Annotated in this window: 13 protein-coding genes; 5 read left to right on the forward strand and 8 right to left on the reverse strand. The window is 46.1% G+C overall.

Annotated elements, in window-relative coordinates; genetic code table 11:
• Positions 1 to 561: 561 nt before the first annotated feature.
• The 4 genes from R7O03_RS08470 to R7O03_RS08485 all read right to left on the reverse strand — a co-directional run bounded on the left by R7O03_RS08470 (position 562) and on the right by R7O03_RS08485 (position 3,560).
• On the reverse strand, positions 562 to 891 hold the full coding sequence (locus R7O03_RS08470) for an SMR family transporter (RefSeq protein ID WP_005478614.1): 330 nt from the start codon (positions 889 to 891) through the stop codon (positions 562 to 564).
• On the reverse strand, positions 888 to 1,292 hold the full coding sequence (locus R7O03_RS08475; RefSeq protein WP_318123666.1) for an SMR family transporter: 405 nt from the start codon (positions 1,290 to 1,292) through the stop codon (positions 888 to 890). Before R7O03_RS08475 ends, R7O03_RS08470 begins: the two co-directional genes overlap by 4 nt.
• A 269-nt stretch (positions 1,293 to 1,561) precedes the next feature.
• Positions 1,562 to 2,497, reverse strand: coding sequence for a LysR family transcriptional regulator (locus R7O03_RS08480; protein WP_005379132.1), 936 nt, complete (start codon positions 2,495 to 2,497; stop codon positions 1,562 to 1,564).
• Between the two features lie 55 nt (positions 2,498 to 2,552).
• On the reverse strand, positions 2,553 to 3,560 hold the full coding sequence (locus R7O03_RS08485; RefSeq protein ID WP_268206439.1) for a substrate-binding domain-containing protein: 1,008 nt from the start codon (positions 3,558 to 3,560) through the stop codon (positions 2,553 to 2,555).
• A gap of 219 nt (positions 3,561 to 3,779) precedes the next feature.
• Here R7O03_RS08485 and R7O03_RS08490 point away from each other — a divergent pair, with 219 nt between their 5' ends.
• From R7O03_RS08490 to R7O03_RS08510, 5 genes are all read left to right on the forward strand, one after another.
• Entirely contained in the window at positions 3,780 to 5,132 is a 1,353-nt protein-coding gene (locus tag R7O03_RS08490) for a serine/threonine-protein kinase (protein WP_318131660.1), read from the forward strand.
• Between the two features lie 13 nt (positions 5,133 to 5,145).
• Complete coding sequence (locus tag R7O03_RS08495; RefSeq protein ID WP_213893882.1) at positions 5,146 to 6,618, forward strand: chromosome partitioning protein ParA; 1,473 nt, start codon at positions 5,146 to 5,148, stop codon at positions 6,616 to 6,618.
• Between the two features lie 2 nt (positions 6,619 to 6,620).
• Complete coding sequence (locus R7O03_RS08500; protein WP_104979902.1) at positions 6,621 to 7,193, forward strand: sigma-70 family RNA polymerase sigma factor; 573 nt, start codon at positions 6,621 to 6,623, stop codon at positions 7,191 to 7,193.
• Between the two features lie 2 nt (positions 7,194 to 7,195).
• Positions 7,196 to 8,755 (forward strand): hypothetical protein, encoded by a 1,560-nt coding sequence (locus R7O03_RS08505; RefSeq protein WP_318131661.1) that lies wholly within the window; start codon positions 7,196 to 7,198, stop codon positions 8,753 to 8,755.
• A gap of 262 nt (positions 8,756 to 9,017) precedes the next feature.
• On the forward strand, positions 9,018 to 11,339 hold the full coding sequence (locus tag R7O03_RS08510; protein WP_318131662.1) for an acid phosphatase: 2,322 nt from the start codon (positions 9,018 to 9,020) through the stop codon (positions 11,337 to 11,339).
• A gap of 208 nt (positions 11,340 to 11,547) precedes the next feature.
• Here the strand turns inward: R7O03_RS08510 and R7O03_RS08515 are convergent, their stop codons facing one another.
• The 4 genes from R7O03_RS08515 to R7O03_RS08530 all read right to left on the reverse strand — a co-directional run bounded on the left by R7O03_RS08515 (position 11,548) and on the right by R7O03_RS08530 (position 16,350).
• Positions 11,548 to 12,561, reverse strand: coding sequence for an SPOR domain-containing protein (locus R7O03_RS08515; protein WP_318131663.1), 1,014 nt, complete (start codon positions 12,559 to 12,561; stop codon positions 11,548 to 11,550).
• 157 nt (positions 12,562 to 12,718) lie between these two features.
• A complete protein-coding gene (locus R7O03_RS08520) occupies positions 12,719 to 13,669 on the reverse strand; it encodes an ABC transporter permease (protein WP_033907403.1) in 951 nt (316 codons plus the stop codon).
• A 2-nt stretch (positions 13,670 to 13,671) separates the two neighbouring features.
• Positions 13,672 to 14,649: an ABC transporter permease gene (locus tag R7O03_RS08525; RefSeq protein ID WP_005379110.1), complete on the reverse strand. Its 978-nt coding sequence runs from the start codon at positions 14,647 to 14,649 to the stop codon at positions 13,672 to 13,674.
• 147 nt (positions 14,650 to 14,796) lie between these two features.
• Entirely contained in the window at positions 14,797 to 16,350 is a 1,554-nt protein-coding gene (locus tag R7O03_RS08530; protein ID WP_318131664.1) for an ABC transporter substrate-binding protein, read from the reverse strand.
• Positions 16,351 to 16,422: the final 72 nt, after the last annotated feature.

Genomic DNA, 16,422 nt, shown 5'->3' on the forward strand with positions numbered 1-16,422 from the left:
TGACGAACTTTAGGATTGGCCTCTGTTCTTTCTAAAAAACGAATGAATCCGTCATTCCGACGAGCCTAAGCGAGATCAGGAATCTACTATCAACGTGTTGTGAAGCCAGAGAAAACTCCTCTGCCACTGCACTTTTTGTTGGTAGATTCTGAATCACGCCCGTCCTTCGCTGTTCAGAATGAAAAACTTTGGGGGTTGATCGCGGTTCTTTCTAAAAAGTGAATCCGTCATTCCAACGAGCCTAAGCGAGATCAGGAATCTAATAGCAAGATGCTGTGAAGCCAGAGAAAACACCTCTGCCACAGCACTTTTTGTTGGTAGATTCTGAATCACACTCGTCCCTCGCTGTTCAGAATGACGAGCTTTGGGATTGGTCACTGCTCTTTCTAAAAAAGTGAATCCGTCATTCCGACGAGCCTAGGCGAGATCAGGAATCTAATATCAACGTGCTGTGAAGCCAGAGAAAATCTTCTCTGCCACAGCACTTTTTGTTGGTAGATTCTGAGTCACGCTCGTCTCTTTCTGCTCAGAATGACGATATCTAGCATTCAGTAAATTACATCAAGCGGTCTTCATCACCACGACGGCAGCAATCACCACAAAGATACCAAACCAGCCGATTGGTTTGAGTTTCTGCTTAAACAGCAAGGCTCCACCTACTGCGGTACCCAAGATACCGATCGCACCCCAAGAGGCATAAGCAATGGCTAAGTCGATCTCTTTCACCGCTTGTGCCAACAGCGTGAATGCTGTCAGTACCAACACAATCGCCGCAATGCCCCAGCCTTTATATTTAAAACCTTTTGAGCGTGTCAGCGCCATATTGGCCATGATATCGACCAAGGCAGCCATCACGACAAATCCAAATGACATCGTAAAAAATTGACTCATGATTCGCACCTTGTACTAGTAGAAAATGAACGTTCTTTTGCCGATTTATCGGCATTTTTCTTGGCGTTAGGTTGACCATGTGATTCCCCTAAGGTCACACACACAATGCCAACAACGGCTAACATCAAACCAAACAACTCTTGATGGTTTAAGTTGGAATCAAAGGCGATGATCGACACCACGGTGATCAACGAGATACCTAACCCTTCCCAGACAGCGTATGCCACACCGATAGATATTTTCTTCGCGGCAAACGCGAGAAAGTAGTAAGAGATTGCGATCAGCACATACATTACGATGTAGCCCCACCACCCGTGCCCTTGTCCGATAAGAGACATAGTGCTGGTGCCAGCCACTTCGGCAACGATGGCGAGCAATAAAAATAGACGTGCAACTAGCATGATTAATCCTCCATCAGAAATTAAAAAAATGCATAACGGAGAATGGTGAATGCCGCGTACCTATATCGACATTCAAAAAGTTAAAAAGATAAAAATGAGCCACTTCTCCTGACTATTTGAGATAAGGTTAGCGCTGGGTAGGAAAAAGAGACAGGTAATTGAGATATTCATTTTTGAATATCTTAAGAAATAAGTTGTCTATGTAATCACACAACATTGATAAGGTTAAAGCATCTGCTCTCTCATTCAGCTGATGCCATAAGGTGACGTCACTGCGTAAAAATCAGCGGCGTATTGAGGGTTTGTCGCACCACTTTATGTAGGTGTCTGTGCAAAGGATGGTTGCGGTTGGTTTGAAGGAAACCGCCAGAGACCACAAACTGACTGAACTCACGATTAACGGGTGGCATTGCGTAAGAGGCGAGTTCTGGCATCAACAATGCCGAGCTTTGACTGGCATACATAATCGCGTCGGTTTCTTGCAACATTTGGCAAGCCAAACGCAAATTATAGGACTTCAGTAACACTACTGGCTCATAACCCATGCGTCGATACTCGGACTCCACGGTACAAAGCGGTTTATATGACGCGGGCGCAGGCAAAGAGACAAGTGGTAGTTTGGACACCGTGTCCCAATCATTGCTGACTTTCGACAACGTTGGGTGATTTTTGCGCGCCAAAATCACCCGTTTTTCAACGAATAACGGGCGCATGTAAATGTCTTTCGACAGCTCGGTCTCTTGGTCAAGAATGCAGTAATCGTGCTCGCCTTCTAACATTTCATCGTGCGAGTAAGTATTCCAGCTGGAAAAAGCAAAGTGCGCTTTGGGAAAGGCTCGATGACAACCAGTGAGCAGTCGCTGCCCTTGTTCATCCATCAAATAAGGATCAGTTACAATCGCAATCTGCCCTTGGTATTGCAGTGGGTCGAACACTTCAAATTCTTGCACCACTTTTTCCAGTGGCGCAACCATATTGTCGAACTCGGCGGCGAGACGAATCGCCATGGGTGATGGCTCTACCCCATGTGCTTTACGCACAAAAAGCGGGTCATCAAACACTTGCTTCAACTTCATCACGCCGCGGCTGGCGCTCGGTTGAGAAATGCCAAGCTGCATTGCGGCCAGCTTGATGCTGCGGTTTTCCACCACGGCTTTTAATAAACGCATTAAGTTGAGATCCAATGCATCCAGCTGATGTGCCATACCCTAACCTACCAATACCATTGATGAGCGAATACAAAGAGCAGTTAACAATTAGTTAAACACTCTCTCCCGACGTGATCTGATACCCCATATCGAAGACTTTTTCTTCTTGCGTTTCGCCTTTCAGGCGCGCAATTAATAGTTCTGCGCTCTTTACACCAATTTGGAAACGCGGCGTATCAACGCTGGTCAGTTTCGGACTGATGGTTTGACCGATATCCAGCGCGTTATAGCCCGCCACTGCCAATTGCTGTGGAACTTGAATGCCACGTTGCTGCGCACTCAGCATGGTGCCAATTGCGATGTCATCGTTGGTACAGAACACCCCATCGAGCGTTCGGTGCGTTTCCAGTGCGCGTTCGAGCAAATCATGTGCTAAAGAAAAACTAGAATGATCACCAGTTAATACATGTTTGGGTTCTAGCCCTGCTTCTGTCATCGCGCGATCGTAACCTTGCATCCGCAATTTGGTTCGCGTATCCAGACGCGCGCCAAAATAGACGATTGTACTCTTCCCCGTATCTAGCATCTGCTTAACCACGGTGTACGACGCATCTTCATGATCGAGTCCAACCGCCATATCAATCGGCTCCGATGGCAGTTCCATGGTTTCGACCACCGGAATGCCCGCATTTTTGATCATCTGTAATGTACGCGGCGTGTGATGGCTTTCAGTTAGAATAAGCCCATCGACTTGATAAGAGAGTAATGACGCGATCTTGCGCTCTTCTTCAAGCTCATCGTAGCTAAAATGCGCTAAAAGCGTCTCATAGCCATTGGCTTTGGTCACCATCTCTATGCCCTGAACAAAGGAAGCAAAAATTTGGTTGGACAAAGACGGCAGTAAAATACCAATGGCTTTACTGGAGGACTTTGACAACATCGCCGGTGCACGGTTTTCGATGTAACCCATCTCTTCAATCGCAGTCGCAATCTTGGCCCGAGTCTTTTCTGCCACCGATTCAGGGTTACGCATATAGCGTGAAACGGTCATCTTCGTGACGCCAACCTGGTCTGCGACATCCTGCAATGTCGTACGAGTTTTCTTATTCTGTTGAGCCATAAATATGTGATTTATCAGTAATGTTACAAGTAACATTATGACGAATAGACTCTCTGCCGACAAGCTCAGTGAAAATAATTCGCAAAATCATGACGTTATTACTCCACTAGCCATCAAATTGCGTTTCATGGATTGTGAATCAAAACCGAATAAATAAATGACATTTATATCAAAGTTCTTATAAAATGCCGTACCTAAAAGAATAAGACATTAGTCACAGTGCAGTTAGGCTCTAGCGAAACCCAGATTTACTACCACCTGCTTGATCTGGACGACTCCCAAAAGCAGCAATACCTCCAAGCATTGCAACGAAGTCAACCTGAGCTGTATCGACAACTCGTTCCTCTTTTAGCCAACGAGACACCGGAAGAACAACTAACGCAGTTACTTTATTTTGGTGCTCATCAGGCAACGAACCAAGACGTCGATCTAAGCGGAGAAATCATCAGTAAGTACCGCCTAACTCATGAGTTGGGGCGTGGTGGCATGGGTGTCGTATACGCCGCTCTACGTGCAGATGAAACGTTCGAGCAAGATCTGGCTATCAAGTTTATTCAAAGCAATTTGAGCAATGTGTTAGGGCAACGCGCACTCTTCGATGAAGCTCAACTTCTCGCGCGTCTAAACCATCCTTACATCGCGAAAGTGTTTGACGGCGGTCTCCATCAAGATTCGGTTTACATCGTGATGGAGCGGGTGTTTGGTCAAACTTTGGATGAGTACCTATCTGAAAATAAGCTAGAAAAAACGGAGAAGCTGCTGCTGTTTAAGCAGATCTGTCAGGCGATGGAGCACGCCCACCAGCACCAGGTTTTGCATGCCGATCTAAAACCAGAAAATATACTGATTGATCGTAGCAAGCGTCCCAAGCTGCTTGACTTCAACTTGACTCAAAAAGCGCACTCCAACCGAGAAGATTCACCCTCAGCGCTGATTGCGTTTAGCCAAAATTTTGCCAGCCCAGAGCAGCAAGCAGGACTGGTTCTAACAGAGCAAAGCGACGTGTACTCCTTGGGCAAAATTCTCGCTTTGATGTTTCCATCACCAACAATTTGGTCTGATGTTTACTGGGTGATAAGACGCGCAACGCGTCCTGCCACTCAAATGCGATATACCGATGCTAGAGTATTGCGCATTGATATCGAACGAATTATCGAACGCCGTCCAATCGAGCAGAAAAAAAACTGGCCATTGTATAGCGCCTTTCGCTTGGTACAGCGACGTCCCCTTGCTTCGGTATTGTCAGGCATCATTGTGCTCTCTGGTGTGTTATTTGGCAGCGCCATGATGCAAAAGAATATCCAGCTGCAACAAGAGAAGAAGATTGCAGAAGATATGATGTACGAAATGACTCGCCTCATCTTCCACGCGAAGGGGCAAAATGTCGAACATCTCTCAGTGAACTCCATGATGGAGTTAACACGAAGGCGGATACTCTCTAACCCAGATATCCCCAAACATATAAAACAAAAAATGTTGTTGGCGATGATGACACCGGTGCCAGAGAAGCACCTAACTACACCAATGAGTTGTCAGCCAAATTGTGCGTCTAAGGACAGCACCAACCAATAAGGCTTAAAACAAGATGTATACACATTCAGTGGTATTTTGGCTGTCTGCATTGACGGCTACGTCCACGTTGGCAGCAGACGTTTCAGCTGCCACTTCACACCCACCAGCTTCAACCTTGAAGCAAGGCTACTTTATCGACGCCCCAGTGACTGGCCTGTATTACAAAACCAGTTCCAATATCACTGGCGTCACTCAGCAAGGAGCATTTCATTACCAACCCGGTGATGTAATTAGCTTCTTCCTTGGTAACGATGATAAAGGTTATCTGCTGACGACCTTATCAAGCCAAGAAGTGCTGACGCCGACGATGGCGACAACCAAACCTAGCCGCAGCATCAATATGACGCGTCTGCTGCTTTCTCTCGACAGCACGCCTGAGAATCGTGAGGAAATTGTCCTAGCAAACCGTGTGCTGTCTGATCCTCACTTTCAAAGCCAGCTCAAAGGCCTTGATCTCAATTACCTAGATGACGCTAAACGCTACCTCAATCTCGATTGGGTATCTGTCAATGAGGCGATTGAGCACCTAAACGAAAGCCAGCAGTACATTGAAAAAAATTTTTCCTCTGATGAGATCATTTTTGAACCTCGCGACATGACGTTCAAAAACATCGTCATCAAAAAGAAGGATTGGCAAGGCCGCGCTTGTTCTTACGATCTACGCTATCAGCATCATCCCAAATATCGTCCTCCTATTGGTGAAACTCGATTCACCATCACCAAAGACTCATTGATTGAACACCCAAGCATTGGCGATCATTTTCAAGGCTGCTTCCTCTCGATGAAACGCCCTATCACGGAAGATGTCGTCGAACCGATAAGCAAGTTTGCGGATTGGTTTAATATCGTTGGTTGTTCAATCACAGGGTGCACCCGCAACGACTTGAATGGCTTCTCTCTCGAAGACTTCGATGATGAAGGCGACTGGAAGTACCGCTCCGTTGCCCTCAATTTTGATCCGAGCACCGAGTTATTGATGGAAAAAGTACAAGGTCTCGGGCGTAAAAAAAACATCCAACACAATAACCGCACAGAAATGCTCTGGTTTACGTATCCCAATACTAGCGAACACGACATTGACTACCTCGGCGTGTGGCAGCAAACCGAATACCACCAACAGTCCATGACACAATCGTGCCTATTGATGCGCCACCAACAAGTCATGCGACTGCCGCAAAATACGGACACCTGCCCAACCGAAACAAGCCTGTACACCCAAGATGTTACCCGCGAATTTGCCGACATGTGGTGGGTCAACAATAGCGCTCCCAAAGCCGAACTCGCGCAAATGAACGTCATGGTACGTTGGTCAACAACCCCATCCGAAATCAATTACACCACCTGGGAATACTTGCCAGCTGGTGCAACTTGGGAGCAAGGCATTTTATATCGCTATCAACAAAATGTTCTGCGCAACCAAGACGGTTCCGATCGCATTGAAACCCACACCATTTCTGAATTTGTCAAAGTGAGCGAGGATGTATAACCATGGCAACAGCAGTAGCACTGACACAAATCATTCAACAATGGCAATCTGGTGATAAACAAGCTGAGAGCGAGCTCTATCAGTTTGCTTATTTACAGTTGCGTAAGATCGCCCAACATGAGCGTGAACGAAATGCAGAAAAGTACGGCACCGACAACAAAGTATTGGCAGACAGCGTCAACAGCACCACGGCATTGATTCATGATGCTTACCTGAAAATGTCCAACTGCGACATGAGTGAAATTGAAACAAAACGTGATTTCTTTTTGATGGCCGCCAAAGTGATGCGTCAAATCTTGATCGATAATGCACGCTCGCACCAAGCACAAAAGCGTCAACACATTACATTGATGAGAGATGAAGAAGATCGTTTCGAGCAATTGATTATCATGGATAAAGCTCTGGATAGTTTCAGTAGCCGCTATCCACGCCAATCGAGCGCACTCAAACTCAAGTATTTAATGGGCATGAAAAACCAAGAAATCAGTGAGCTACTCGAGTGCAGCGCAAGCCTGATAGAGAAAGACCTCAAATTCTCTCGCAGTTGGCTACAATCACGAATGGCGCACACGTAATCATGAACAAAAAGCTTTGGATAATCGGCGCAGTATGCGTCGGTTTGTTCGGTATTTACTTCATTTCAAACAAACACAATTTGGCATCTGTGAAAGACTCGTCAGACAACGCCGACAAGTCAACCCAGCAAGCACATCGTCAATATGAGCGCACATCTTTAGTTGAAGTAAAGCAAGCGTTGACAGGTTCTGCGTTGGATCGCACTCCTAAAAAAATGGGAGATGACGCATTTAACTCCGCCCTTTTAGGACAACCAGGCCCTGTTACGAATCCATTTCATACCACAGAAGACAACACGTTTTACGAGTCAGCATTGGGTGATAAGAACAGCCGACCACAAGAGGACCCATCAGAGAATAATAAACCCATCATCAACCTCACTGTGGAACAGCAGCTACAAACCATTATTTATGCTTGGGAGCTGAAACAAAACTCTCCGGTGAGTTATTCGCTCAACCTTAACCAGCTTTTTGAAGACCCAGATGGCGATCTCCTCACCACTCAGATTTGGCTTGAAAACGCCAATGGGTTAAGAGTCCTCAACCAAGAACAAATGATGGTGCAAGGAGCGCCTGAGGAAATAAAAACCACCACATATTTGGCGGTAGCAGCGCGCGATGATTATCACGGTAATAGCGATCATGCATGGGTCACAACGCGCTTTGAGTTACCCGTTATCACACCCGATCAAAATGACACAGAACACCCGTTAGTTGGCGATGTAGTTTATCGCCTAGAGACGACACAAAATCTTGCAGGTATCGCGTACGCGTATGAAGTGGTGTATTGCGAGGCCTTTCAGTTTGAGGGGGGCGAAGTAAGTTATGCCGCCTCACACAACAAACGCCAGTGTCCTGAAAAGGGAGACTTGAAAAAAGTGGGCAAGTACAAAATCAGTGATGACTCGTTGATCGTTTATGTCCAAGGTGTACGCCAAATTTGGACCATCAAAAAAGAATACCCATCTCAGGTTCATGAAGATACTCGGAACTACTTCACCACCGTGTTTGATGGTAAACAATTCGAAAGCTACACCATGCAAAAAAACAAGCAATCGATGGAAAAACGCATCAATGTCCACACTGGTGAGTACGAATATCAAGGAACGTTGTTTGACTACCTCTTTCCCATTTCAGGAGGGGGTTACATAAACGGGACTGCTAGCAACTACATATTTGATAGAAGTGTTCAGGGTAACGAACCAGTGCACAAGCTGGACTCTGATCTCAATATGAAATCAAATCAACATGACCTATTTTGTCATGATTATTTATTTTACTGGTACAGCTCTATCGTAGCGGGGCGAGGCGAGTTTGCCGATATTATCTCTAGCTCAATGGATTTTGACGGCGTAAATCCAATACATTGTGCTGAATGGCCAGATAATTACTGGCAACGAACATTTATGTTTTACAACCTTGAATACACAGATTACGACATATTCATTCCAGGCGAAGTCTACAGTTATGTGCTTAAACCTCACCCTCAATTTGCTGATCGCGTTGAGGAATTTAAGATCAACATGATTTATCACGCCCCTGTCCTTAGCGACACCCAATAAACCTTTTTTACAGGTGGTTATTTTAACAAAACAATCATTTCCAAAATAAAACTGGAACCGTGATCAAATTATAAATTTTCCATCATAGACAAAAAATAGAAATAAATTTTACGGGTTTTGTGCGGATTTTCGTGTCTTGAACCTAAGCTCAATAGTCATTAAAAAGACACCACTCTCTTATATCTCACTAGTGAGATATAAAGAAAAAAAGAATAAAAAAAGCGACTTTCTCATTCGGAAACGAAACAAGGACAAATAAATAATGAATAAGGTGAGTTTACTAGCAGCGTCAGTGGCTATCGCTCTTACAGGCTGTGGCGGTTCAGATGGTGGTTCAAACAGTGCTAACGACGGCGTTGTGATCACAGGTTTTGACGGCTACTTCAAGCATGCCGTTGTTTTTGAAGATACGAACAACAACGGCCAATGGGACACTCAAGAAACATTCCTTGGTCTGACCGATGAGAAAGGTCAACTGAAATTGGATGCAAAACCAGAAAGCACTCTAGCGCTACAGACCATCACACCAAACGGTTCAAAGCAGAAACAGCTCATCGCCTTGGATGCGAAAGAGTACGCTGGCAAATACACGGTAGATATGGATCATCCAGGCCAAGCTATGGCGCACGAAATCGTATTCCGTGCACCAACATCATCAAACGTGATTTCACCTATCACGGATCTTGTGGCGATTGAAATGGCAAAAGATCCAGCCATTAGTGAAGAAGACGCGAAAGCGAAAGTAAACCAAGCGCTAGGAGGCTCAGAAGAAGCACCAATTGATCTGTACAGTGATTTTGTTGAAGGTGCGACAAAAAACGCCGAACTACATAAAACCGCTCAGATTCTGACCGACTCGAAAGCACAAAACCCAACGAATTACGAGAAAAAAGCCACGGAGTTTGCTCAAGCGGCAAACCAAGAAGTGGAACGTCTTGTTACATCTGGCGAAAACATCAATGACCCAAATCTACGTCCAATCATCACTGACGCGACCCCACACAGCGACACCTTAGCACCTGAAACGGCAGTTAATAACAAGCTAACCGTAAACAAAATCGTCGAAAAGGCAGCTAAAGATAAGCTAGAAAAACTACCAAAAATCGTACAAGGCGTGGACTTTGATGGCTTAGAGCTAGACATTGAAGGTCTATTTGCAGACAAAGACCAAAACCTTGTGACAACCAAACTGACGCACAACTTTGCAGGCACAGGCATTGAAGTTGTGCAAACTGGCAACCTGATTGTTCTACATCCAACTGCAATCGTAGAGAAAGCTGGTGATTTTGAGATTGTTCTAACGGCGCAAGACATTGATTCGTCAGGTAAGGTTTTGGGTACGGTAAGCACCGTATTTCAGTTCGAAATCGAATCGGCAAACTTACCACCAATGGTTGTAGAAACAGAACAAGCGCGTCTGCAGTCCATCGTTGATGGTTGGTACCTACAACAAGGTGAAGTGTTTGAACAAACACTCGATATTTCTGGTTTGTTCCAAGATAAAGACGGTCAAATTACCGACTACTCAGCGGACTATGTAGACATTGAAGGTCTAACAGTATCTGAGGATGGTAATGCAATTATCACCATTAAAGGCACACCAACAAAAGCAGGTGAAGCTGGAGCAGTACTTGCGATTAGCGCAACAGATGGCCATACCGCGGTACAAATTGCGCTCAGCATGCCAACGGTTATCGAAGGCGTCACGCCACCACCAGTAGTACCGACTTTGGGCTTCACTCACGAGCACTTCAACGGTCAAGAATGGAAAATGGGTAGCTTTGCACAGAAAGATGGTGAAATTGGCTACGCCATGTTGATGCAAGATTCTGAAGGCCTACTATTCTGCTGGGGTTCAAACCACGATGAGATGAATCAAGAGTACAAAGCGAACATCAGTGACTTCCTAAAAGACACATGGGAACACGATGCTTACGCCATTCTTGCCGATCTGGACCAACAAACTGGTTACACGGAATACAACAATAAAGACTGTAACGACGTTGAGCTGAAAGACGGTAAGCTATACAACAGCTACGGCGACGAGTATGAAATGTTGTACCAGCACAAAACCGAGCATAACGGCACTCAAATGATCGTTAAAATCTCAGATGATGAGCTGTTCTGGATGGACTCAAGCAATACCCCATTTGCAGAATCACTTTCGGTTGCAGAACACATCAAACACGGCACGGTAGAGCATGACTTGATGGTAGAAAGTAATGGCACAGGCGACGACACAGTCCTGAAATACTCGTCAGGTGCGTACGAATACGACACTGATACTTACAACTACACTTCGTTCATGCCAACAGGATTCCAAACTCCAGGTAATTGGGAAATCCAGAATGATGAAGACCGTGAACTGCTGATTCTAGAAGAAACAGGCTCAGAGTCAGATTACAAAACTCGTCATCGTTACATCAACCGCGATTTTGGTGATTTTTATATCGGTATTCGTTGGAGTAAAGAACAAAACGGTCATGAATCCGCGCCGGAATATGGTCTGTACTCTAACAGCAAAGAAGCCATGACAAGCATCGCGAGTTCACTACCGATTTTGGAGCCTGGTGATGATGACTAAAGCAACCATCGTTAACCCTTGCTGTGATAGCGTGCATTTGCGTAGAAGACGCAGAACACTTTGGGAACGATTGGTCGGCATCAAAGAAGTGTATATCTGCTCTAACTGTCACAAAGAAACGCCACTCAAATAGCGATAATATTTGAGACCGCAAAAAAGCCCCGAACTCGGGGCTTTCTTCTATATTTTGACCGCAATATCTGAGTCGTTATTTCACGCACACCACGTTCAATAATGAGGTTCCGGTGAGCTGATTGGGCTCACGATCGGCGAACAAACCTTTCTTATCTTTGCCCCAATACGGCAGTTGCAGTGGCCATTGATTTTTTTCCATCACCCCAGACGCCCTCAGCGCTCTAAACTCTGCAGGGTTAGCTAAGTTCATACCCAGTTGCTGACATACTTTGTGCGAGTTTTCGTAGTTGAGGCGGTTCCACGGCTTACCATGTTCCATGTAAAACTGATTATGGTGATCGAGTAAATATGGGACCACGTACGTTTTGCCCTGTACTGAAGTTCTCAACCGAACTTCAATGTCATCATTTCCAGTGACAATTGGCTTCGCTTTGGTCTTAGCAACAGGCGTAGACGAAGAGCTATCACGTGAACTTTTTGCCTTGGTATCTGGCTTCTCTGCCCGCGCTTTAAAGGCGTCGGTATCAGCTCGCACAGCAGGAACTGGCGCGGGTTTCGGGGTCACCGTCGGTGTTGGCTTAACCGAAGATGCGGCTGATTTCGACGGCACAGCGGGTTTAGATAGTGTCGTAGACTGTTTATTCTCTTTTCCAACCACGCGGATGAACGCCTCTTTGTAATTCGACAAGGTTTTGACTCCTCGCAAATCTCCCCTCGCATCAGACAGATCTTTGTAAGGCCCAATCAAACAGCGATAACCTTTGGATTCAGGCTTCATCCACACGTCGGTCGTAATCTTGCTGTAAAGCGGCTTAGCTTTCGCGAGAGACATAGGCTTGGGTAGCAATCCGCATTGAATCCAGTAAAGGTAGTTGCCCCCCTGCGGCACTTTCTTTCCCCATACTCCGTTACCAATTGGGCACGTTTTCTCAAGCATCGGTAATTCTTTCTCGCTGGCTTGAGTGGCTTGGCAAAGGAACTCCTCCGCCGATACTGGGCTAGAAAACTGGGCGCATACCAGCAACAAGCCGAAAGCTAGGCTTGCTTGGAAGATACGAGATGGGTGTTGTGCCTTCTTCATTTCCATACACTTCACTCTAAATTAGTGGGTAAGGTCATTATGGCGGCAAAGCGCCAAAAAAATGTGAACAAAGAATAACTAGCAAAAAAAGAGCCGGAATTTGCATCCGGCTCTCAGTTTAGGAAGGAATTAAGCGAATTTACAACGCTTGGCGGGAAAATTCTTAACCTTTGTACAGTTTCGGGTTGAATACATCTCGTAACCAGTCACCCAATAAGTTGATAACCAGAACCAGTGTAACCAACACGATGCCTGGGAAGGCAGTAATCCACCACGCACCTGAGAAGATGTAGTTAAAGCCGATGCTGATCAGCGCACCTAGTGACGGCTGATCAACAGGAAGACCCAAACCTAGGAATGACAGTGCCGCTTCCGACATGATCGCATTCGCTACCTGTACCGTCGAGATAACCAAGATTGGTGATAGACAGTTCGGCAGGATGTGACGGAACATGATGCGTGGCGCTTTAAAGCCCATCACTCGTGCCGCTTCTACGTATTCTTTCTTCTTCTCTGCCAATACCGAGGCACGAATAGTCCGTGCGTATTGCGGCCATTCTGCCACACCGATGATCACCACCAGCATGACCACCGCATATTGGCTGTAAAAATCACTGCCAAAGCTGGCTTTGAAGATAGCTGACACGATGATCGCGACCATCATGGTCGAGAACGACAACTGTACGTCTGCAAAACGCATCAAGAAGCTATCGATACGGCCGCCGAAATAACCCGCCGACAAACCAATGATGATACCCAGTACCAACTGAAGGCCAACCGCCAGGAAGCCGATGGTTAGAGACAGACGAGAGCCGTAAAGAATGGTCGATAAAATATCGCGACCTTGCTCGTCAGTACCCAACACAAAGCGCTCATCGCCATCTTCCATCCACGAAGGTGGCAACTCAGAATCCATGATGTCGATAGACGTCAGATCGTACGGGTCTGTTGGCGCAAGAATCGGTGCAGCCAATGCCAATACTAAGAACATCATAAAGACGGTAAAACTCGCCATCGCCACTTTGTCGCGTTTGAAGTAATACAGAAAATCTGACTCTTTGAAACGCTGCCACGCTGATGGAGCAGGAGCTGGTGTTAAATTTGATTGGCTCATGATTAAGCTCCTTTTCCAGTTAGGTTCACAGTTGGGTTGATGATGCCGTACAGCAAGTCAACGATGGTATTGGTTACCACGAAGATCAGACCAACAAAGATAACGTAGGCAGTGATCAGCGGTGTATCTACACGGTTGATTGCCTCTAGGAAAAGGAAGCCAGTGCCCGGCCATTGGAACACGGTTTCAGTAAGAATGGTGTAGGCCACCATGGTACCAATCTGCACGCCACCGACCGTCAATACTGGTAGCATGGTGTTCTTAAGTGCATGTTGGTAATAAATCTTTTGTAAGTTCAAACCTTTTGCTTTGGCGAACTTAATGTATTCCGAACTCAGAACTTCCAGCATTTCTGAACGTACCAAACGGATGAACAGCGGCAACATGATAGACGCTAGCGCAATACACGGCAGGATAAGGTGCTTGATACCATCAATGGTAAAGAAGCCAGATTCCCAACCAAGCACATTAGCGGTCTCGCCCCGTCCGTAGGAAGGGAGCCAACCGAGTTCTATGGAGAAGACATACATCAGCATGATTGCGGTTAAGAACACCGGAATCGAGATACCGACACTGCTCATCGCCATCACAAATTTGGTAAAAACACTCTTAGGATGAATCGCAGAGTACACCCCAAGCGGAATAGAGAAAACAATGATGATAAGCGTCGCGCCAAACACGAGCTCTAATGTAGCTACCAGCTTGTCGAGAATCACCTCAACCGCAGGTCGCTTGAAAAAATATGAGGTACCCAAATCACCTTGCAGTGCATTACCCACAAAGCGCGTGTACTTTGTGATAAAGGGATCGTTCAGGCCCAAGTCGTCGCGTAGCGCTTGACGCTCCGATTCCGAAACCGACTGACCTACAAGCTCACGCAGCGGATCACCCAGGTTGTCCTGAATGGCAAACGCCACCAAACTGATCACAAACATCACTATCAGTGCCTGAAACAGGCGCTTGACCAGAAACGAAAACATTCCTTGCCCCTTAACTATCCATAGATCTCTAAATTAGAGAGAAAATTCAGTCTAAATAACCGACTCAATCCGACTGAAACAAAACTGAGTCGAGTGCTTTAAGTTGAGGAGGGAAATCCATCCCTCCTCAAAGTCGACTAACCGTGATTATTCAACCACTAGGTCACCGAAGTAAGGCATTACCATTGGGTTAACGATGTCTGCCGCTTTCACGTTAGACTTCGCGCCCCATGCTTCACTTTGCCAGTGTAGCGGTACGAATGCTGCGTCGTTGTATAGTGTCACTTCTACGCCCTTCAGCATTTCTGCACGTTTCGCAGGATCCGTCTCTACGTTCGCAGCTTCAACCACTTTGTCCATTTCTGGGTTTGAGTAGTAACCACAGTTGTACTGACCACGACCGGTTTCTTCGTTACGAGTCATAGTTAGGAACTCGTTGAAGTTCGCTGAGTCTTCTGTATCTGAGTGCCAACCGATCATTAGCATGTCTGCCGCACACTTGTCGAACTCAGGCCAGTACTGCGCTTTTGGCATGGTCTTCAGATCAACCTTGATACCGATCTTAGACAACATTGCCGCCGCCGCTTGTGCTACTTTCGCATCGTTCACGTAACGGTTGTTTGGTGCGATCATCGTTAGCGTCAGGCCATTTTCGTAACCCGCTTCTTTCATCAGCTCTTTCGCTTTCTTCAGATCGTAGCGAGGAACCAGTTTGTCATCGTGACCCACGTAACCTGCCGGGCTTTGCTGACCAGCGGCCGTTGCGAAACCTTTCATGATTTTCTTCACGATACCTTCGTTATTGATTGCGTGAACAATCGCTTGGCGAACGCGAACGTCTTTCAATGCTTCGTTGCTGTTTTGGTTTAGTTGGAACGTGATGATACGAGTACCAGGTAGCGTAACTAGGTCGATGCCGTCAGCATCTTCAACGCGTTTGTGGTCGTTTGGCGCTACAGGGTGAATCATGTCAACACCGCCAGAAAGCAGCGCTGCTACACGAGTCGCGTCTTCTTTGATTGGAACAAGTGTTAGCTTATCAACGTTACCTTTCGACTCTTTGTCCCAGTAATCTTTAAAGCGTTCAAATTCCACTTTTACGCCCTGCTCACGTGATGTCACGATGAACGGACCCGTGCCAGAAACGTTAGTCGATGCGAATGAGTTACCGTGCTTCACTAGTTCAGACTTGTCTTTGCCGTCTGCGGTTTTACCCGTGTAGAACTTGCTGTCCATAGGGAAAATGTACGTTGCGGTTTGCAACACTAGTGGGTAAGGACCTTTAGTTACAAGATCGAACGTGTTGTCGTCAACTTTGACGATTTTTTCGTACGGGTCGAAGATGTTTTTAAAGTCAGGAGAGCTTTGTAAACGCTGGAACGTCCACACGACGTCGTCAGCCGTTAGAGTATTGCCAGAATGGAATTTCACGCCTTCACGTAGTTTGAAACGAACAGTCGTATCGTTAATACGTTCCCAGCTTTCTGCTAGGCGAGGCTCGAAATCCATTTTTTGAGTAAAGCGAACCAACGGATCAAATACCATGTGTGACATTTGCAGTGTGCCACCTGATAGCTGCTCATGTGGGTCAAGCGATACTGGGTCAGCTGCATAGCCAACTTTGATATCTGCTGCCATTGCGTTAAAGCTTAGGCCCGCAGCCATTAGCGCCACTGCTAATTTGCTTTTCATGGTTTTCATTTGCATAACTCCTTCATGCGGGGATACGGATCCCTTGTTGTTGTGTTTGCGTCTTTGTTATGACTAAAGGTT

The sequence above is a fragment of the Vibrio sp. Vb2960 genome, assembly GCF_033337665.1.
Lineage (GTDB): Bacteria > Pseudomonadota > Gammaproteobacteria > Enterobacterales > Vibrionaceae > Vibrio > Vibrio alginolyticus.

Bases quoted from the DNA above. Each gene is read 5' to 3' on its own strand.
- R7O03_RS08505 (WP_318131661.1), top strand. From the start codon at position 7,196: ATGAACAAAAAGCTTTGGATAATCGGCGCAGTATGCGTCGGTTTGTTC.
- R7O03_RS08500 (WP_104979902.1), top strand. From the start codon at position 6,621: ATGGCAACAGCAGTAGCACTGACACAAATCATTCAACAATGGCAATCT.
- R7O03_RS08495 (WP_213893882.1), top strand. From the start codon at position 5,146: ATGTATACACATTCAGTGGTATTTTGGCTGTCTGCATTGACGGCTACG.
- R7O03_RS08525 (WP_005379110.1), bottom strand. From the start codon at position 14,649: ATGTTTTCGTTTCTGGTCAAGCGCCTGTTTCAGGCACTGATAGTGATG.
- R7O03_RS08515 (WP_318131663.1), bottom strand. From the start codon at position 12,561: ATGGAAATGAAGAAGGCACAACACCCATCTCGTATCTTCCAAGCAAGC.
- R7O03_RS08530 (WP_318131664.1), bottom strand. From the start codon at position 16,350: ATGAAAACCATGAAAAGCAAATTAGCAGTGGCGCTAATGGCTGCGGGC.
- R7O03_RS08470 (WP_005478614.1), bottom strand. From the start codon at position 891: ATGAGTCAATTTTTTACGATGTCATTTGGATTTGTCGTGATGGCTGCC.
- R7O03_RS08510 (WP_318131662.1), top strand. From the start codon at position 9,018: ATGAATAAGGTGAGTTTACTAGCAGCGTCAGTGGCTATCGCTCTTACA.
- R7O03_RS08480 (WP_005379132.1), bottom strand. From the start codon at position 2,497: ATGGCACATCAGCTGGATGCATTGGATCTCAACTTAATGCGTTTATTA.
- R7O03_RS08485 (WP_268206439.1), bottom strand. From the start codon at position 3,560: ATGGCTCAACAGAATAAGAAAACTCGTACGACATTGCAGGATGTCGCA.
- R7O03_RS08520 (WP_033907403.1), bottom strand. From the start codon at position 13,669: ATGAGCCAATCAAATTTAACACCAGCTCCTGCTCCATCAGCGTGGCAG.
- R7O03_RS08475 (WP_318123666.1), bottom strand. From the start codon at position 1,292: ATGCTAGTTGCACGTCTATTTTTATTGCTCGCCATCGTTGCCGAAGTG.